Raw genomic sequence first — 17,586 nt, forward strand, 5'->3', positions numbered from 1 at the left:
GACATGGACAACGCGACCACTCGACCTGGCCCGGCGCTGCTCGACCTGATCCATCCACGGCGACTGATCGGGGAGAGACTGTTCGATTTTTCCCGTGAGGTGGCCGTGATGGCCATCGTCAACCGCACGCCGGATTCCTTCTACGACAAGGGGGCGACCTTCGCTCTTGACGAGGCCGTCACGGCCGCCCGGCGCGCCATCCTGGACGGCGCCGACTGGGTCGACATCGGCGGGGCGAGATTCGCGCCCGGCCCGTCCATTCCGATCGAGGAGGAGATCGACCGGGTCGTCCCGGTGGTCGAGGCCCTGCGCGGCTCGGGCGTCGTCATCTCCGTCGACACCTTTCATCCCGCCGTGGCGCGCGCCAGCCTGGCCGCCGGCGCCCACGTGATCAACGACACCACCGGGGTGCACGACCCGGCCATGGCTGACGTCGTCGCGGACAGCGACGCGACGCTGGTGATCACCCACAGCCTCGCGCCGCCGCGCACACCGTGGCCGGGGCCCACCTACGGCGACGTGGTGCACGAGGTCGCAACCTTCTTGGATGAACGGGTCGAGCTGGCCCGGAGTCGCGGCGTCCCGGCATCCCGCATCATCGTCGACCCCGGGCACGACCTGAACAAGAACACCTACCACTCGCTCGAGCTGACCCGGAGGCTCGGCGAGATCACCGCCCTCGGCTACCCCACTCTGGTCGCAGTCTCGAACAAGGACTTCATCGGGGAGACGCTGAACCGTGAGCGGGGCGACCGGATCGCGGGATCGCTCGCCGCCGCCGTCTACAGCATCCTGCAGGGCGCCCGGATCGTGCGGATGCACAACGTCGTCGCCGCGGTCGACGCCGTGCGGATGACCGAGGCGATCCTGGGCTTCCGCGAACCGGCGTACGTGCGCCACAACCTGGCCTGATGATGCTGGATCGTGACGAGCTGATCATCCGTTACCGGGTGCCTGACCGCACTCTGCCGCACCTGCGAGTGAATTTTATCGCCAGCCTCGACGGCGCCGCCACCCGGGAGGGTGTGAGTGGCGGGCTCGGGAACGCCGACGACAGGCTCGTCTTCGATACCCTTCGGATGCTCGCTGACGTGATCGTGGTCGGTGCGGGCACGGTGCGCGCCGAGGGGTACGTCGGCATCCGTCAGGGCCCCGCGGATGCCGCGTGGCGGGTCCGGCACGGACTTCCGGCGCAGCTGCCCGTCGCCATCGTGTCCTCACGGCTGGACCTCGAGCCGAGCCACTCGCTGTTCGCGGACGCCGCCGTGCGGCCGCTGGTCGTGACGCACGCGGCGTCACCGCTGCGGCGACGCGCGGAGCTCGCAGAGGTGGCGGACGTGCTGGTCTGCGGGGAGGACGTCGTGGACCCGCGGCTGATGCGGGCGGAGCTGGCTCGGCGCGGTCTGGCGCAGATACTCTGCGAGGGTGGGCCGAACCTGTTCGGTGCGCTGATCGACGCCGACTGCGTCGACGAGCTGTGCCTCACCGTCAGCCCCGTGCTCGAGGGCGGCCCGGCCGGACGGATCTCCGCCGGTCCCGCCGCCATCACCCGGGACATGTCCCTGCTGCACGTGCTGACCGCCGGGGACATGCTGTTCCTGCGCTATGCCCGCCGGAAGGCTTCCTCTCCGACCGCCTGACCGGCCGTTTCACCGCCGGTCAGACGGAGACGACCTGCGCGTCCAGATTCTGCGAGTCAAGGATCGTGTAGCTATAGCCCTGCTCGGCGAGGAAGCGCTGGCGGTTCTGGGCGAAGTCCTGGTCGACGGTGTCGCGGGCCACCAGCGTGTAGAAGTTCGCGGACAGACCGGACTCCTTCGGCCGCAGAAGCCGGCCGAGGCGCTGCGCCTCCTCCTGGCGTGAGCCGAAGGAACCCGAAACCTGGATGGCGACGGTGGCCTCCGGCAGGTCGACCGAGAAATTCGCGACCTTTGACACCACGAGCAGGTTCTCCTCGCCGACTCGGAAGGCCTGGTAGAGGCGCTCGCGCTCGTCGACAGGGGTCGCACCGGTGAGCTTGGGGGCATTCAGGGCCTCGGCGAGCTCGTCGATCTGGTCGAGGTACTGTCCGATCACGAGGATGCGTTCTCCGGGGTGCTTGGCTACCAGGCGCTTGACGACGTCGAGCTTCGCGGGTGCGGTCGCGGCCATCCGGTAGCGCTCGTCGTCGGCGGCGGCGGCATAGCTGAGTCGCTCGGACTGGGGCAGGTCGATGCGCACCTCGAAGCAGGAGGCTGGGGAGATGAAGCCCTGGGCCTCGATCTCCTTCCAGGGCGCGTCGAACCGCTTCGGGCCGATCAGGCTGAATACGTCGCCCTCGCGGCCGTCCTCGCGCACCAGGGTGGCGGTGAGGCCGAGGCGGCGGCGGGCCTGCAACTCCGCGGTCAGCTTGAACACGGGGGCCGGCAGCAGGTGCACCTCGTCGTAGATGACGAGGCCCCAGTCCATGGCGTCGAGTAGCTCGAGGTGCGCGTATTCGCCCTTCCGTTTGGCGGTGAGGATCTGGTAGGTCGCGATCGTGACCGGCTTGACCTCCTTGACCTGCCCGGAGTACTCGCCGATCTCGTCGGCGGTGAGGGTCGTGCGCTTCTGCAGTTCGTCGCGCCACTGACGGGCGGAGACCGTGTTGGTGACGAGGATGAGCGTGTTGGTCTTGGCGGTGGCCATGGCCCCGGCGCCGACCAGCGTCTTTCCGGCCCCGCAGGGCAGCACGACCACGCCGGAGCCGCCGTCGAAGAAGCTGGAGACGGCCTTGTTCTGGTAGTCCCGGAGCGCCCAACCGTCTTCCAAAAGACCGATCGGATGCGGCGTTCCCGGCGTGTAGCCGGCGAGGTCCTCGGCCGGCCAGCCCAGTTTCACCAGTTCCTGTTTGAGCTGGCCGCGCGCCCACGGCTCGACCAGGAACGAGTCCGGCGACGGATGCCCGATCAGGAGGGGCGCGATGCGCCGGGCCCCGGCGATCTCGGTGAGCACGGCCTGGTCGTTGCTCTGCAGGATGAGCTGACCCTCGGTGTCACGTTCGATGATGAGCCGGCCATACCGGCCGACCGTCTCCGTGATGTCCACGCTGACGGTCTGCGGGATGGCGAACTTCGAGTACTTTTCGAGCGTGGCCAGCATGTTGGAGGCGTCGTGCCCCGCGGCGCGGGCATTCCACAGCCCCAGCCGGGTGATGCGGTAGGTGTGGATGTGCTCGGGGGCACGCTCCAACTCGGCGAACACGGCCAGGTCGTGGCGCGCATCCTCGGCAAGAGGGTGGGCGACTTCGAGCAAAACTGTACGGTCACTTTGGACGATCAGAGGGCCATCAGACATAGCCGTTAATCCTACGCCCGGTCAGCGTGAAGGCCCGCACCTACGGCGCCGGCGTGATGCTGATAATGCTGGACAGAGGCAGCGTGCGTTCGATGTCGGCGCGACGGTCTCGGGCCCGGAAACGCCCGCCGCCCACACTGGCCGGCTCGAGCAGATAGTCGACCACCACACCGCCGGGCATGGCGATGCTGACGACGACGGTCTGCTTCGCCTTGATTGCCAGGTCGAGCTGGCGGGCGAGCCAGGCATCCGCTGCCTGGCCCTCGCCGCCATCGGCGGCACGCAGCCTCTCGACCAGGGTGACGGCCGGATCCGGGGCGTCCACCGGCACGACCCGAGCGAGCTGGTGGCGGCGCAGGTGCACGATCTCATGGGTGGCGTCCTCCGCGGCGACGGGGTAGCGCGCATCGCTGAGCGCCCAGAAGACCACGTCGGAGGGGAACCGGCTGGTCAGTCGGCTGCCCTCGGCAGGCACAAGGCCGAGGGAGGCGAGCGTCTGGTCCACGGCGATGGTGCTCAGCAGGGCCGCGTCGTCGGACTGGACATAGGCCTGGGCCGGGGACTCCATCGGGTCCGTCGGGCCGACGCGCACGCGCCCGTAGCGGGCGGCGGATTCCCGGATCAGGTAGTCGACGGGCTGTGGGATGCCGGTCAGGGAGACCGTGCGCAGGAAATCGAGCAGTGACTCCGCGCTTTCGCCGGCCGCCAGGGCGCGGTTCACGGAGTTGGCGGTGATGCGGTAGCTCAGGGCGAGTTCCCGGCTCTCCACGTCGGCGAGCCCCCGCAGGCGGCTGTCGATCGAGGGGGCGAGCGGTCCGGGGGACACGATCGACAGGTCGTTCTGCAGGTACACCGCGCCGCCGGTCGCCGGCAGCGCGGCCGCCATGGTGGCGACGGCCGCCTCGAGGTCACCGGCCAGCACCGATGCACCGGCCGGGCTGGTGGTCTGGTGGGCGGTGATGCCGATCAGTTCGGCGTCCTCGGCGAACTCGGTGACCCGGTCGTCCATCCACTGGCCGCCGGCCGGGTAGAGCCAGGCCACGAAGCTGCGCAGCACGTCGCCCCAGGACACGCCGGGCCGGCGGGCGAGTATCCCGCGCACATCCGGCGGCAGGGCCGCATGCCAGGCGTCGGCCAGGGTTGCCCAGCGGCGGGCGGTGCTCTCGAGCAGCCAGGCCTCGCCGGCTTCGGTTTCATTCCAGTAGCCGTCGGAATGGGCGATGAGTTCGGCTCGGGCCGCGGTCGCGACGAAGGAGGGCACGAATTCGAGTTCGACCCCCATCACGGCGGCCAGACGCTTGGTGTCGGGCAGGCCGAGCCCGCCCCGGCTGAGCTCCCTGGCCGGCTCGCGGGCGAGCTCGGTGACCAGTTCGGCGATGGAGGACACCGCGGCGAAGGCACGCTCCGCCGCGAGACGGTCTGTGAAGCGGGTATCGGTGGTGTCGACACTGGCCAGCGCCGCGGGTGCTGGCGTCGAAGCCAGCTCGAGCGCGGTCGGCAGGCCCAGGTCCGGCCAGGTCAGCAGTTGCGCGGCCACCGCCGGGTAGGAACTGAAACGCCCGTCGGTCAGGCGCGCGAGCATGAGGGAGTCCAATTCGGCGGCACGGCCGGCGACCTCGGCCACGTCGACGGGCGAACCTGCCAGTTCGGACAGGCGCTCGGCGAGGTCGAACAGCGACGGCGCGGCAGCCGTGCCGACCTCCGTTCCCTGGCTGAGCTCACCGGCGACGGCGAGAACGGCGAGGGTAGCCCGATCGAGCCGTGCCAGCACCCGTTGGATTGCGGTTGGTTCGAGGAGAGCCTCGGCCAGGTCGAAGAAATCACGGATGCCCGTGGCCGAGACCATGCGGATGTCGATCGTGCGACGCAACGTTGCGTCATCCAGCGCCCGAAGGCGCGAAGCGAGTGTGAGCATTGCTACTCCTTATTCTGTCGTGCCTCACGAGCGCGACGCATTCCGGACATCACCATGAGGACGATGATCAGCACGAATCCGAGAGGCAATCCAAACAGCGGCAAAGCAAGCACCGCCGGCCAGACCCCCTGGCCGAAACCGTTGTCCGCCCCGGCCCCGGCCGCTGTGCCGAGGATGACGGCAAGGAACGCGAGGATGGACAGACCCACCACACCCGCAACCATGTAAGCAAGGATGCGTTCGAGCCGGCTCGCGGCGGGTGGAATTTGATTGGTCACAGACTCAAGGATACGGGGCGGGAACCGGTCCGACCGAATAGGCTGGGGGTGGTTGGCGCGCAATCCGCGCGCCCGGAATCCAGCGAGGTCCAGATGCCCACCGGCAAGGTCAAGTTCTACGACGAGGAGAAAGGTTTCGGCTTCATCACCTCTGATGACGGCCACGAGGTCTTTCTCCACGCTTCTGCACTGCCCGCCGGAGTCACGGTCAAGGCAGGAACGAAGCTTGAATTCGGCATCGCCGACGGCAAGCGGGGCGCTCAGGCGCTGTCCGTTCGCGTTCTCGAGGCACCGCCGAGCCTGGTCAAACTCAGCCGCAAGCCGGCTGACGACATGGCCGTCATTGTCGAGGACCTGGTGAAACTCCTCGACGGCATCGGAGCGAGCCTGCGTCGCGGCCGCTACCCCGACAAAACCCACAGCCACAAGATCGCGGCCATGCTGCGCAAGGTCGCGGAGGAACTCGATGCCTGAGGCCGCTGCCGACGAGCGCCTGCTGTCCGCGGTCGACCAGGCGCGCACCGCGCTGCTGGAGATCACGCCGGCCGACAGCATCGGCGAACCCCTCGGCCACCTTGTCGAAGGCGAGCATGTGCTCTCGCTGCTGTTCGACTGCAACCTGTCCGGCTACCCGGGCTGGCGTTGGACGGTCACCCTCGCCCGGGTGGACAAGAGCTCCGAGCCGTCGGTTCTGGAAGCCGAGCTCACGCCGGGCGACGACGCCCTGATCGCGCCGGAGTGGGTGCCGTGGTCTGACCGCCTGGCCGACTACCGCACGGCCCAGGAACTGGCTGCGGCCGTGGCCGACGCCGAGGCGTTGGGCGATGATGACGAATCGGACGACGACGACGAATCTGACGACGAGGACGAATCTGACGACGAGGACGAATCTGACGACGACGACGATGACGGCGACGACGGCGACGAGTCAGACGACGACGAAGACCGCGGCGAAGATGTGCTTGACGGGATCGACTTCGGTGCGGCCCTAACGGCGCCGGAACCGTACCCAGGCAATCCCGAGCAGGCCGAGGCCGAGGCCGATGAGGGCAGCCCAGAGCCACCAGCCCACCCCGGCGGCGGCGAGCTCGTCCCGGAAGACGAGCGCGAGCGCGAGCGCCACTAGCCAGCCGGCGGAGCCCGCAAGGAAAGCCTTGCGGGAATTCGTTCGAGCCGGCAGCGGGTCTGGCCGACGCTCACTGTCTCTCAGCCAGAGCCGCATGTCGAGGCCTACTTGCCCAGGTTCTGCACCACGAACTCGATCGAGCGGACGAGCTGGCGCACGTCTCCGGGCTCGATCGCGGTGAAAGTGGCAACCCGCAACTGGTTGCGGCCGAGCTTGCGGTAGGGCTCGGTGTCGGAGATCCCGTTGGCGCGCAGGGTCTTGGCGATGGCGGCGGCATCGATCGCGTCGTCGAAGTCGATCGTCGCGACCACCTGTGACCGGTGCTCCGGGTCGGTGACATACGGCGTCGCGAACGGCACGCTCTCGGCCCAGTCGTAGAGAACGGATGACGATTCAAGGGTGCGCGCGGACGCCCACGCCAGGCCGCCGCTTCCGTTGATCCAGTCGAGCTGGTTCTCGATCAAAAGAAGCGTGGCCACGGCCGGAGTGTTCAGAGTCTGGTTGAGGCGCGAGTTGTCGATCGCGTTCTTCAGGCTGAGGAACTCGGGAATGTAGCGCCCGCTCGCGGCGATCTGCTCGACGCGCTCGATCGCGGCGGGGGAGAAGAGCGCCATCCACAGGCCTCCGTCGGAGGCGAGGTTTTTCTGCGGCGCGAAGTAGTAGACATCCGCCTGGTCGGCCTCGTAGTCGATACCGGCCGCCGCGCTGGTGGCGTCGATCACCGTCAGGGCGTTGGGGTCGGCAACCACGCGGGTGACCGGAGCCATGACGCCGGTCGAGGTCTCGTTCTGGGGCCAGGCGTAGACGTCGACACCCTCGGTCACGACGAACTCGCTGCGCGATCCGGCCGGGGCCTTGACCACGTCGGGCGCTTCGAGGAACGGAGCGGCCGCGGCCGCGGCGAACTTGCCGCCGAACTCGCCGAAGACGAGGTTCTGGCTGCGGCGGAGAATAAGGGAGAACGCGGCGGCGTCCCAGAACGCGGTGGACCCGCCGTTGCCGATAATGACTTCATAACCGGCAGGGGCGCGAAGGAGGTCCGCGAGGCCGGTGCGCACGCGACCGACCAAGTTCTTGACGGGTGCCTGGCGATGGGAGGTGCCCATCACACTCGCGCTGAACTCTAAGAGGTGTTCGAGTTGTCCTTTTCGAACTTTCGACGGGCCGCAGCCAAATCGTCCATCATCGGGCAGAAGTTCCGTGGGAATTATCAGGTTCGACATAGGGCGATTCTAACGGCCGCTCTCGCGGCGATAAGGTTGGGCAGTACGTACCGAGCCGAGAGGAACGCTGGGCATGACGGATCTCATCGACACCACCGAAATGTACCTCCGCACGATTCTCGATCTCGAAGAGGAGCACATCGTTCCCCTCCGAGCACGCATCTCGGAACGCCTCGGGCACTCCGGGCCGACCGTGTCGCAGACCGTGGCCCGGATGGAACGGGATGGCCTCGTCGTCGTCTCCGGCGACCGGCACCTCGAGCTCACCGTCGACGGACGCAGCAAGGCCGTGCATGTGATGCGCAAACATCGGCTTGCGGAACGCCTGCTCAGCGACGTAATCGGGCTCGAATGGGAATTCGTCCACGACGAAGCATGCCGCTGGGAGCATGTGATGAGTGAGCGGGTGGAGCGCAAAATCCTGGAGATGCTCGATCACCCGACCGAGTCTCCGTATGGCAACCCCATCCCCGGCCTCGATGAGCTGGGCGATTCGCCGGCCGTCGCGTTCATGGCCGGGGTGACGAGCCTCGTCGACCTGGTCGCCGGATCTGCCGGTCCGGTCACCGCCGTGGTGCGCCGTCTGGGCGAACCCGTTCAGGTCGACCCCGAGCTCCTGGCCCAGCTGAAAAACTCCGGTGTGCTCCCCGGGGCCACGGGGGTTTTCTCCGCCGTGGGCTCCTATGTGCTCGTGCAGGTGCATGGGTTCGAGGACGGACTGGAACTGCCCAACGAGGTCGCCGGCCACATCTTCGTCGCCACGCCGGCAGCGGTCGCCTAGCCATTCGGCGGTCACCGCCTGCCCCGTCACCATTGATCACTCGCCCCACAATTTTGTTATCAATATGTTAGAAAAAGTAGCCTGCGGCGTGACAAACGGATGAGCGTCAGTTAGCTTGGAGTCGTCCACAGTCCAGATTCCGGTCGACGGACACGGATCAAGACGCCTTTCTTGCCCGTCTCTTGATTCGTTCCTTACACACGCGACGAGCGCAGTGGACGGGGCAACTACCTAGTGTTGTCGAGGCGTCGGAGGTAATCACTTTGGCCGCATTAGGTAAGAAGATCTTCCGTCGAGCCCCGAACTCGGTAGCCACCACCGGATCCATCACCAGCCCTCCCATCACCAACGACAATGAACACGCGGAGCTCAGCCACTATCGGGCCGCCAGTCCCCGTTCCGGCCGGCGGTCACGCCGCCGAGGCGCCGTGGCGAACATCGTGTTCATGACTCTCGCCGGCGGCCTCGTCGCGACCATGGCCATCCCGGCCTATGCGTTCGCGCCGACCGAAAAGGAGTACGCGTCAACGGCCTCGGCCGAGTTGACCGAATCGGGTGCGCAGTCCGTGGCGGTCGCCGCCGCGGCCGATACCGTGAGCGTCGCGCGCGACGGGTTCACCGCCACCACCCCCGAGGAACTGGCGGCGGCAGCGGCCGCAGCAGCGGCGGCCGTTGCCGCGTCCGAGGCAGCGGCAGCCGAGGGGCGCCGACAGGAAGCCGCGGCCGCGATGACCTCCTATGCCGCGTCGTATTCCGGTCCGTCGTCGGCCGACTACCTGGCTGCCCCGGCATACCCGAATTTCGATCTGGCATCCGTCTACAGTGTCGCGGCCGGCTACCAGGGTGTTCCCTATGTCTACGGCGGGGCCACCCCGGCCGGCTTCGATTGTTCCGGTTTCATCATGTACGTCTACGCGCAGTTCGGCATCTCGCTGCCGCATTCCTCGACCGGGCAGGGCGCGGCGGGCACCCGAATCCCCGAATCTGAGGCTCAGCCGGGTGACCTCGTCATCATGGACGGCCACGACGGGTTCTATGCAGGCAACGGCAACATCCTGCATGCGCCGTATGAGGGGGCGGCCGTGCGCGTGCAGCCGATCTGGACCAGCTCGTACTACATCGTGCGGCTCGGCATCTGAGCCTGCCGGAAGATCCGAGCCGGCCGGCTGCCAGATGAATGTTTCGTAACACCTAGCACATTCGGCGTCCCGCACTTCGCGGTGGCGCCGAATGTGGGTTAACCTGTTGCTCTGATGTTTTGCGAGTTTTCGGGAGAGCCCATGCGCGAGCGGCGCACGATCCACACCATGGATGTGCGCTGCCGCTCCGCGCTGCGGCAGAGCAGTCGAGCAAACTTGAGTTGCGCGTGTCAGGGACACCGTGTGGCCGGTAGGGCGTTGTCATGGTGACGGCGCCCTTTTTGTTTGCCTGTTCGCTCCTTCTCACTGACTGTCGTAGTTCGAATGGCTGGAAGCCGTCCAGCCCTTTTCGAAAGGGAACGCATGCGCACACTGGTCCTCAATGCGGGGTATGAGCCCCTTGCCGTGGTGTCCTTCAAACGAGCACTCGTGCTGGTCATGAATCACAAGGCAACGATCGTGCAGGCCGACCAGGGGCATCCGATCTGTGCCGCCTCCGGTTCCTGGGAGCGACCGAGCGTCATCTTGCTCACGCGTTACGTGCGCATCCCTCGGTCCAGGGCCGTGCCGGTCAGCCGTCGCGGCGTGTTGCGCCGGGACGAGCATCGCTGCGGGTACTGCGGCAAGACCGCCAGCACGATCGACCACGTAATGCCTCGGTCGCGCGGAGGTCGGGACACCTGGGACAACCTCGTGGCCTGCTGCCTGCGCTGCAACAACCTAAAAAGCGACCGGACGCCGGCCGAGATGGGCTGGAAACTCCTGTTCCACCCGGGATTGCCGGTCGGCACGACCTGGGTGGTGCGCGGCGCTGAGCGGCCGTTACCGCAGTGGGATGAATTCCTTGCTCCTGCCGCCTGACCCGCGAATGTAACAGGGATGTAACGCCCCAAGGTGACTTCCCGATCGCCGTCGCCTATGGTTGAGGAGCACCGAACCTCGATCTCGGTGCGTTAGAGGATCTTCTTTTGCCCCAACCCGGCGTACCCGGCACTTCTGGTTCGCCAGAGACCCCGATTTTTCCGCTCTCGCGCCGCGAACTGCGTGCGCAGCGTGAGGCGGCAGAGACCCGAGCCGACGCCACCGTGAACACTCCGGTGCGAATGGACGTGCCGGTGGCTGTGCGCATTCCCGATGCGGTTGCGGTGGCGGAAACCAAGGCTCTGGACCTCGAAAAGGCATCGATCGCGGCGCGGAGCAACCTGCTCAATCCGGTCGCTTCCCCGCGGGTCGCACCGGCCGTCAGCCGCCCGGTGCCCCGGTCGCGCCGCCGGCGGCCCATGAAAATCGCCGTGACCCTGCTGGCCATTCCGGGACTGTTCCTCACCGCCGGCCTTCCTGCCTATGCGTTCGCGCCCGGTGCGAGCGACACCGCCTCGACGACTCCGCGGGTTGCCGACACGCAGGGCGTCACGGTGGACAGTGGCGCCGCAGCCATCACCGTCGCTCGCGACGGTTTCACGGCGACCACGAGCGAGGAACTCGCCCAGCGGGATGCCGAGGCCAAGCGTGCACTGGCCGCCCAGCAGACCGCCGAGGCAGCCCGATCGGCTGCCACCGACTTCGCTGTATACAGCGTGCGTGCCAAGGGCGACGACTACCCGTGGTTCGACCGGGCCACCGACACCCAGGGCGGCGGGCTGTCTCCGCTTGGCTACTATTACCGCGAATGCGTGGACTTCGTGGCATATCGGCTCAACCGCGACGCCGGGTCGACCGGCTCCCCGTGGACCTGGACCTGGAGCAAGCTCACCCCCAGCGGCGGCAACGCGAGCAACTGGGCCAGCGCCTGGGCTGACCAGGGCTGGGCCACCGGCGACACTCCCGTCGTCGGCGCGGTCGCCTGGTTCAACTACAACCACGTGGCCTACGTGCAGTCGGTCAACAGCGACGGCTCGGTCATTCTCGAGGAATACAACTGGAACGGCAGTCACGCGTACAACACGCGCACCGTGTCGGCCAGTGAGGTTCCGCTCTTCCTGTACCCGCCGACGTAAGCGCGTCGCAGCGGTGCGCTGCGGCGCCGGCAGACAACCACTAAACTTCAGTAGACAGCCTCTGTAGCTCAACGGAAGAGCAGTTCCGTCCTAAGGAAACGGTTGGGGGTTCGAATCCCTCCAGGGGCACCACTAATCATCGGTCGATGCCGACCGACCAGCACATCGCCCTTGTGTCGACGTGTCCACGGAGCGGTCGACTTCCTCCTTTAAAGTCGGGGAATTTCCCGTTTCATCACGGAAATAGTGTGTTTGACCTGATGTGCAGATTTGGTTTGAATTCCTTCCCGGAGTCAATGAAACTAATCGAACTCACTCCGCGGCGGCGCAACGGATGCGCGCACGAATCGATCGCTGGCGAAGCCGAGGAGAGCACCCATGGCAGAAATAGCGTGCGCGAAAAAAACGAGCGAGCACCGGCGCCCGACGATTCCCGCAAACCCGACTCGCTGAGCGAGATCGCCAAGCCGTCCTGGCGGTATGTGCTGCGTCAGCAGCCCCGTCCCGTCCTGGTGACGCTTGATCGGGACGTAGACCCGGCCTCGCGATATCCCCAGTGAAAGCGCTGCAGCGTCGACCGCAGCCCTGCCCACAGTTCCCCGCTCGGGCAGTTCAGCTCGTCGCCGGCGGTCGGCGTCGCCCTCGTCGTCGGGATCCTGTTGGCGCTGTGGTCGGCATCCGGGTGCGTCGGCGCGTTCAGCCGGGATCGCAATCCTGTACTAGGCAACCCCCAACGCCCAGCAGCCCAAGTTCCGATGGATCAGCCTGGGTGCGTTACTCGCATTCCTCACTCTGGTGATCTCCTCATTCCTGTTCGGCCTCTACGTCACCATTTTCTCCAACTACGACCGCACGTATGATTCCCTGACCGGCATCGTGGTGTTCCTGCTCTGGCTGTGGATAGCCAACCTCGCCCTGCTCTTCGGTGCCGAATTCGACGCCGAGCTGGAACAAGGCCGTGAGCTGCAGGCGGGCATCGCCGCAGAAGAAGAACTTCAGCTGCCGCCGCGGGACACCCGCAAGAGCGACAAGGCCGCTGACAAGGTACAAGAGGACATCGCGATCGGCCGACGGTTGCGGCTGAACAGACGAACGAGTGACGACAGCGAGTCGAAGAAGAAGAAATAGGGCGACGGCCGGGAACCGGTTGGGGATTCGAATCCTTCCAGGGACACCCAGCCTCCGCGCACGGATGGCGAGGTCCGGATTGCTCCCAACCTCGCCTCCGGGTGTCACTGAGCGTCGTTCCCCGGGGCGCTCCAGGCCCTAGTTGTAGAGCATCCCGCCGTCGACGAGCAGGACCTGGCCGGTGACGTAGTCGGAGTCGGGGCCGGCGAAGAACGACACGATCTTGGCGACGTCCTCCGGGGTCTCGATGCGGCCGAGCGCGATGCCGTCGACGTTTTCCTTGAGGTTCTGGCCGAGCGGCTTGCCGTTGATGGCGCTGAGCTTCTCGTCGATCAGGTCCCACATGCCGGTGCCGACGATGCCGGGGGCGTAGGCGTTGACCGTGATGCCCCGAGGTGCGAGCTCCTGGGCGGCAGCCTGAGTGATGCCGCGGACGGCGAACTTCGAGGCCGAGTAGGCGCCGAGGATGGGGAAGCCCTGGATGGCGGCGATGGAGGCGGCGTTGATGATCTTGCCGGCGTGGCCGAGTTCGTCGAGCTTCGCGACCGCGGCCTGGATCCCCCAGACGACGCTGTTCACGTTGATGCGGAAGATCTTCTCCAGATCGTCCGCCGTGACCTCGAGCATGGGCGTGACCTGGGCGATGCCGGCGTTGTTGACGATCACGTCGAATCCGCCGAGCTTCTCGGCCGCGGTGTCGACGGCGGCGAACACATCATCGCGGTTGGAGACGTCGGCGGTGACGAAGACGGCCCTGCGCCCGAAAGCCTCGATTTCGGCGACGACACCGGCCCCCTTTTCTGCCTGGAAGTCGAGGTCGGCGACGGCGATGTCGAAGCCGTCCTGGGCGAGGCGGAGTGCGATGCCGCGTCCGATTCCCTGCCCGGCTCCGGTGACGAGTGCGACTTTGTTCGAAACGGTCATGGTGGTTCTCATTTCTGGTTCGGGCATGCTGAGCGCCGTTTGGCGTCGTTGGCCCGCAGCCCTGACGGTGTCGGTCAGACGATCATCCGGACCCCTTCAGGCTAGGCGACAGTTCTGTCGACCGGTTCGCCGATGTTATCCGGTCACGCGGTACACGCCTCAGCAGCTAGCGTCGATGTATACGATCACCACACTCCGGTCGTCTCCGATGATGCACACGTCCCGGAGACCACCTCGTCTGGAGTGCCTCATGATTTCCCCCCGCATCGCGTTCGTCGACGCCGACGGCACGCTCATGGAGACCGGCTCGATGATCGCGGAGTCGGCGATCGACGCGGTGCGCGCCGCCCGGCACAACGGGCACCTGGTGTACCTCAGCACCGGACGGGCGTCCGTGGAGATCTACCCCGCGATCCGCGACATCGGATTCGACGGTTTCATCAGCTCCGGCGGCGGGTTCGCGGAGATCGGCGATGAGCTCGTGATCGAACGCACGATGCCCGAAGCGGCCGTGGCCCGCATGATCAGCTTCTATGAGGAGTCAGGGTACGACTTCTACCTGCAGTCCTTTGACGAGCTGTTTCCGAGCCCCGGCGTGCATGACCGCTTCGCGGACTACTACGCGTCCGGCGAAAAGCGGAAGGCGGGAGCCGGGTATGCGACGGCATCCGTCACCGGTGCCGTCGCACACCCGGCGCTGAAGGCCTTCGCCGATGTGCGCCCCTTCAGCCTCACGGGCATCGCGAAGTCGGTGTTCCTCGCCGGCGACCTCCGGGCGTACGACCGGGTGTCGGACGCGCTCAGCGGAGACTTCCATGTCATCACCGGAACCATCCCGCACATGGGGCGCGGCAGCGGCGAGGTGACGCTGAATGGTGTGAACAAGGGCTCCACGATCCTGCGGCTCCTCGACCGGCTCGGCCTCGACGCGGCATCCGCCCTCGGCATCGGTGACAGCAGCAACGACATCGAGATGCTGCAGGTCTGCGGGGTCGGCATCGCCATGGGCAACGCCTCGGATGCCGTCAAGGCCTACGCCGACGAGGTCACCACCACCGTGCAGGGCGACGGCGTCTGGAACGCCTTCCGCCGCCATGGTCTGATCTGACGCGTCGCGGCACCCGTCGCCGGTGTCATCGTAACCGGACACCTCCCTGTTACCTGCGGGTTCTAAACTGGTGGCGCGCGGTGGCTGGCACCGTGACCTGGACGAGGAGCCTGCGTGACCCTGACCCCGATTGAGCCCGGCCAGGACGTGCTCGAGGCCGGACACCGCGCGGCGCCGGCCCGCACCCTGGTCGACATCCTGCTCGCGACCGCCGGTCGGCATCCGGGCGCGCTCGCCCTCGAAGACGTCGACGGGGCGATCAACTACCGGGATCTGGTGCGCCTGGTCACCGAGCAGGCGGAGCAGCTCAGTCGCCGCGGGGTGCGCCGCGGCGACACCGTCGGCATCCGGATCCCGTCGGGAACCCGGGAACTGTATCTCTCCATTCTGGCGACCCTCCTGGTCGGCGCCTCCTACGTGCCCGTCGACGCCGACGACCCCGAGGAACGCGCCCGGCTCGTCTTCGGCGAGGCCCGGGTCGTGGGCGTGATCGGGGCGGGCGGCGTGTTCGAGGTGCGCACCGGCATCGACGCGGAGATGTTCGCCGAACGGATGCTGGCGCCCGGGGACGACCTGGCCCTCGCCGGCACGATCGGCGCCATGCCGGCCCCCGACGACGATGCCTGGGTGATCTTCACCTCGGGCTCCACCGGGGTACCCAAGGGGGTGGCGGTGGCCCACCGCTCCGCCGCCGCGTTCGTCGACGCGGAGGCCGACCTGTTCCTCCGGTCGGACCCGATCGGTCCCGCGGACCGGGTGCTGGCCGGCCTTTCTGTGGCCTTCGACGCCTCCTGCGAGGAGATGTGGCTGGCCTGGCGGAACGGTGCCTGCCTCGTCTCGGCGCCCCGCTCCCTGGTGCGCTCGGGGGTCGACCTGGGCCCGTGGTTGATCAAGCACGGCATCACCGTGGTGTCGACGGTGCCGACCCTCGCGGCCCTGTGGCCGGAGGAATCGCTGGAGCGGGTGCGGCTGCTGATCTTCGGCGGCGAAGCCTGCCCACCCGAGCTCGCCTCGCGCCTCGCCGTGCGCGGCCGGGAGGTCTGGAACACGTATGGCCCGACCGAGGCCACCGTCGTCGCCTGCGCCGCCCTGCTCGACGGCCGCGGGCCGGTGCGGATCGGGCTTCCTCTGGCCGGCTGGAACCTTGCCGTGGTGGACGCCGCCGGTGCCCGGGTGGCCCACGGCGAGACCGGGGAACTCATTATCGGCGGGGTCGGGCTGGCCCGCTACCTCGACGCCGGCAAGGACACCGAGAAGTACGCCCCGCATACCGAGCTGGGCTGGCACCGCGCCTACCGCAGCGGCGACCTGGTGCGCTACGAGCGCGAGGGTCTCGTGTTCGTCGGCCGGGCCGATGACCAGGTCAAGCTCGGCGGCCGGCGTATCGAACTCGGCGAGATCGAGGCGGCCCTGCGCGCGCTCCCGGGGGTGGCCGGAGCGGCCGCGGTCGTGCAGAGAACCCCGGCCGGCAACCAGATCCTGGTCGGCTACCTGGCCCAGGTGGAGGGGGCCCTCTTCGACCGGGCGGCCGCCAACATTCGTCTGCGCGAAGAATTGCCGGCCGCGCTCGTGCCGCTGGTGCACGTCGTCGACGAGCTGCCCACGCGTACCTCCGGCAAGGTGGACCGCGGTGCCCTGCCCTGGCCCCTTCCCGCCACCGGGGGTGAGCAGGCGGAGGCCTTCTCGCCGACGGCGGCGTGGCTTGCCGCCGGCTGGGCCGCCATCCTCGGGGTGTCGGCCGACGGCCCCGACGCGGACTTCTTCGCCCACGGCGGCGGGTCGCTCTCCGCGGCCCAGTTCGTGTCGACCGTCCGCGAGCGGTTCCCCGACACCCGAGTCTCCGACATCTACGACTACCCCCGGATCGGTTCCCTCGCCGACGAGCTCGACGGACGCGCACCCGCGGCGGCGAGTATCGTGCGGGAGGTTCAGCCGGTGCCCCGGCGCAGCCGCCTCGCCATCACCCTGCTGGGCGTGCCGCTGCACGTGCTGGTCGGCGCGCGTTGGCTGGTCTACCTCGCGGCGGCGAACAACCTGCTCGCGGGCTGGTCAGGCGCCTCCTTCGCGCCCACCATCTCCTGGTGGTGGGTGGCGCTCGGGTTCGTGCTCTTCGTCACCCCGCCCGGCAAAATGGCCATCTCCGTCGTCGCCGCCCGGCTGCTGCTGCGCGGCATGGAGCCCGGCAACTATCCGCGCGGCGGATCGGTGCACCTGCGCCTCTGGCTCGCCGAACAGGTGGCACTGCTCTCGGATGCCGTGAGCCTGGCCGGTGCCCCCTGGATCAGCTACTACGCCAGGGCCCTCGGCGCCCGCATCGGCACCGACGTCGACCTGCACTCCCTGCCGCCGGTAACCGGAATGCTGGACATCGGTGCCGGGGCAGCCATCGAACCCGAGACCGACCTGTCCGGCTACTGGATCGACGGCGACGTGCTGCGCATCGGGCCGGTGCGGATCGGCGCTGGCGCCACGGTCGGCTCCCGCAGCGCACTGCTCGGCGGCGCCGACATCGGGCGGGGCGCCGTAATCGAGCCGGGCTCGGCCGTCTCCGGACCGGTGCCGCCGGGTGAACGCTGGGCCGGGTCCCCGGCCGCCCGCATGGGCGCCGCCCGCGGCTCGTGGCCGGCCGAGCGCCCGCCGCGAGGGACCCGC

Annotated in this window: 16 protein-coding genes, 1 tRNA gene and 2 pseudogenes; 13 read left to right on the forward strand and 6 right to left on the reverse strand. The window is 67.8% G+C overall.

Features of this window, described 5'->3' with window-relative positions; genetic code table 11:
* The first annotated feature begins 3 nt into the window (after positions 1-3).
* Both folP and E3N94_RS02610 read left to right on the forward strand, forming a co-directional pair.
* Complete coding sequence (gene folP, locus E3N94_RS02605; protein ID WP_134569720.1) at positions 4-912, forward strand: dihydropteroate synthase; 909 nt, start codon at positions 4-6, stop codon at positions 910-912.
* Positions 912-1,640: a pyrimidine reductase family protein gene (locus E3N94_RS02610; protein WP_134569721.1), complete on the forward strand. Its 729-nt coding sequence runs from the start codon at positions 912-914 to the stop codon at positions 1,638-1,640. The genes folP and E3N94_RS02610 overlap by 1 nt, the downstream gene beginning before the upstream one ends.
* A 19-nt stretch (positions 1,641-1,659) precedes the next feature.
* Here E3N94_RS02610 and E3N94_RS02615 read toward each other — a convergent pair whose 3' ends face one another.
* The 3 genes from E3N94_RS02615 to E3N94_RS02625 are packed head-to-tail and all read right to left on the reverse strand — an operon-like array spanning position 1,660 to position 5,508.
* Positions 1,660-3,315, reverse strand: a complete 1,656-nt coding sequence (locus E3N94_RS02615) for a DNA repair helicase XPB (RefSeq protein WP_104100124.1) — start codon at positions 3,313-3,315, stop codon at positions 1,660-1,662.
* A gap of 40 nt (positions 3,316-3,355) precedes the next feature.
* Positions 3,356-5,230 carry a helicase-associated domain-containing protein gene (locus tag E3N94_RS02620; RefSeq protein ID WP_134342240.1) on the reverse strand — a complete coding sequence of 625 codons (1,875 nt, stop codon included), beginning with the start codon at positions 5,228-5,230 and terminating at the stop codon, positions 3,356-3,358.
* 2 nt (positions 5,231-5,232) lie between these two features.
* Positions 5,233-5,508 (reverse strand): hypothetical protein, encoded by a 276-nt coding sequence (locus tag E3N94_RS02625; RefSeq protein WP_134342241.1) that lies wholly within the window; start codon positions 5,506-5,508, stop codon positions 5,233-5,235.
* Between the two features lie 93 nt (positions 5,509-5,601).
* Here E3N94_RS02625 and E3N94_RS02630 point away from each other — a divergent pair, with 93 nt between their 5' ends.
* Together E3N94_RS02630 and E3N94_RS17010 are read left to right on the forward strand one after the other, a co-directional pair.
* The gene (locus E3N94_RS02630) at positions 5,602-5,982 is read left to right on the forward strand and encodes a cold shock domain-containing protein (RefSeq protein ID WP_104171911.1); all 381 of its coding nucleotides are present in this window, start codon (positions 5,602-5,604) and stop codon (positions 5,980-5,982) included.
* Positions 5,975-6,634: a DUF3027 domain-containing protein gene (locus tag E3N94_RS17010; protein ID WP_134569722.1), complete on the forward strand. Its 660-nt coding sequence runs from the start codon at positions 5,975-5,977 to the stop codon at positions 6,632-6,634. The genes E3N94_RS02630 and E3N94_RS17010 overlap by 8 nt, the downstream gene beginning before the upstream one ends.
* Here the strand turns inward: E3N94_RS17010 and E3N94_RS02640 are convergent.
* Positions 6,560-6,730: pseudogene (locus E3N94_RS02640) on the reverse strand (DUF2530 domain-containing protein); the annotation flags it as partial. The gene E3N94_RS17010 and the pseudogene E3N94_RS02640 overlap by 75 nt on opposite strands.
* An 8-nt stretch (positions 6,731-6,738) precedes the next feature.
* Entirely contained in the window at positions 6,739-7,857 is a 1,119-nt protein-coding gene (serC, locus tag E3N94_RS02645) for a phosphoserine transaminase (protein WP_104100120.1), read from the reverse strand.
* Between the two features lie 73 nt (positions 7,858-7,930).
* Here serC and E3N94_RS02650 point away from each other — a divergent pair, with 73 nt between their 5' ends.
* The 7 genes and pseudogenes from E3N94_RS02650 to E3N94_RS02675 form a co-directional block, all read left to right on the forward strand.
* Positions 7,931-8,638, forward strand: coding sequence for a metal-dependent transcriptional regulator (locus E3N94_RS02650; protein WP_134342244.1), 708 nt, complete (start codon positions 7,931-7,933; stop codon positions 8,636-8,638).
* A gap of 263 nt (positions 8,639-8,901) precedes the next feature.
* Positions 8,902-9,777, forward strand: a complete 876-nt coding sequence (locus tag E3N94_RS16850) for a C40 family peptidase (RefSeq protein ID WP_241987041.1) — start codon at positions 8,902-8,904, stop codon at positions 9,775-9,777.
* Positions 9,778-10,140: 363 nt separating this feature from the next.
* Positions 10,141-10,638, forward strand: coding sequence for an HNH endonuclease (locus tag E3N94_RS02660; protein WP_104100118.1), 498 nt, complete (start codon positions 10,141-10,143; stop codon positions 10,636-10,638).
* Between the two features lie 254 nt (positions 10,639-10,892).
* The gene (locus E3N94_RS02665; protein WP_241987042.1) at positions 10,893-11,774 is read left to right on the forward strand and encodes a CHAP domain-containing protein; all 882 of its coding nucleotides are present in this window, start codon (positions 10,893-10,895) and stop codon (positions 11,772-11,774) included.
* A 57-nt stretch (positions 11,775-11,831) separates the two neighbouring features.
* Positions 11,832-11,906, forward strand: a tRNA-Arg gene (locus tag E3N94_RS02670).
* A gap of 116 nt (positions 11,907-12,022) precedes the next feature.
* A complete protein-coding gene (locus E3N94_RS17015; protein WP_241987043.1) occupies positions 12,023-12,334 on the forward strand; it encodes a hypothetical protein in 312 nt (103 codons plus the stop codon).
* 60 nt (positions 12,335-12,394) lie between these two features.
* Positions 12,395-12,902: pseudogene (locus E3N94_RS02675) on the forward strand (YihY/virulence factor BrkB family protein); the annotation flags it as partial.
* 138 nt (positions 12,903-13,040) lie between these two features.
* On the opposite strand, the gene E3N94_RS02680 reads toward E3N94_RS02675, so the two are convergent.
* Entirely contained in the window at positions 13,041-13,826 is a 786-nt protein-coding gene (locus tag E3N94_RS02680; RefSeq protein ID WP_104100116.1) for an acetoin reductase, read from the reverse strand.
* Positions 13,827-14,076: 250 nt separating this feature from the next.
* On the opposite strand from E3N94_RS02680, the gene E3N94_RS02685 reads away from it, so the two are divergent.
* Positions 14,077-14,934, forward strand: coding sequence for a Cof-type HAD-IIB family hydrolase (locus E3N94_RS02685; protein ID WP_166784707.1), 858 nt, complete (start codon positions 14,077-14,079; stop codon positions 14,932-14,934).
* A 120-nt stretch (positions 14,935-15,054) separates the two neighbouring features.
* A partial coding sequence (locus E3N94_RS02690) for a non-ribosomal peptide synthetase (RefSeq protein ID WP_198416246.1) occupies positions 15,055-17,586 on the forward strand: 2,532 nt, incomplete at its 3' end.

Source organism: Cryobacterium sp. Sr3 (assembly GCF_004402835.1).
Classification (GTDB): Bacteria; Actinomycetota; Actinomycetes; order Actinomycetales; family Microbacteriaceae; genus Cryobacterium; species Cryobacterium sandaracinum.

Excerpts from the sequence above, each read along its gene's own strand:
- E3N94_RS02680 (WP_104100116.1), bottom strand. The coding sequence starts at position 13,826 with ATGACCGTTTCGAACAAAGTCGCACTCGTCACCGGAGCCGGGCAGGGA.
- E3N94_RS02615 (WP_104100124.1), bottom strand. The coding sequence starts at position 3,315 with ATGTCTGATGGCCCTCTGATCGTCCAAAGTGACCGTACAGTTTTGCTC.
- E3N94_RS02610 (WP_134569721.1), top strand. The coding sequence starts at position 912 with ATGATGCTGGATCGTGACGAGCTGATCATCCGTTACCGGGTGCCTGAC.
- E3N94_RS02620 (WP_134342240.1), bottom strand. The coding sequence starts at position 5,230 with ATGCTCACACTCGCTTCGCGCCTTCGGGCGCTGGATGACGCAACGTTG.
- E3N94_RS02630 (WP_104171911.1), top strand. The coding sequence starts at position 5,602 with ATGCCCACCGGCAAGGTCAAGTTCTACGACGAGGAGAAAGGTTTCGGC.
- E3N94_RS17010 (WP_134569722.1), top strand. The coding sequence starts at position 5,975 with ATGCCTGAGGCCGCTGCCGACGAGCGCCTGCTGTCCGCGGTCGACCAG.
- serC (WP_104100120.1), bottom strand. The coding sequence starts at position 7,857 with ATGTCGAACCTGATAATTCCCACGGAACTTCTGCCCGATGATGGACGA.
- E3N94_RS02660 (WP_104100118.1), top strand. The coding sequence starts at position 10,141 with ATGCGCACACTGGTCCTCAATGCGGGGTATGAGCCCCTTGCCGTGGTG.
- folP (WP_134569720.1), top strand. The coding sequence starts at position 4 with ATGGACAACGCGACCACTCGACCTGGCCCGGCGCTGCTCGACCTGATC.
- E3N94_RS02685 (WP_166784707.1), top strand. The coding sequence starts at position 14,077 with ATGATTTCCCCCCGCATCGCGTTCGTCGACGCCGACGGCACGCTCATG.
- E3N94_RS02650 (WP_134342244.1), top strand. The coding sequence starts at position 7,931 with ATGACGGATCTCATCGACACCACCGAAATGTACCTCCGCACGATTCTC.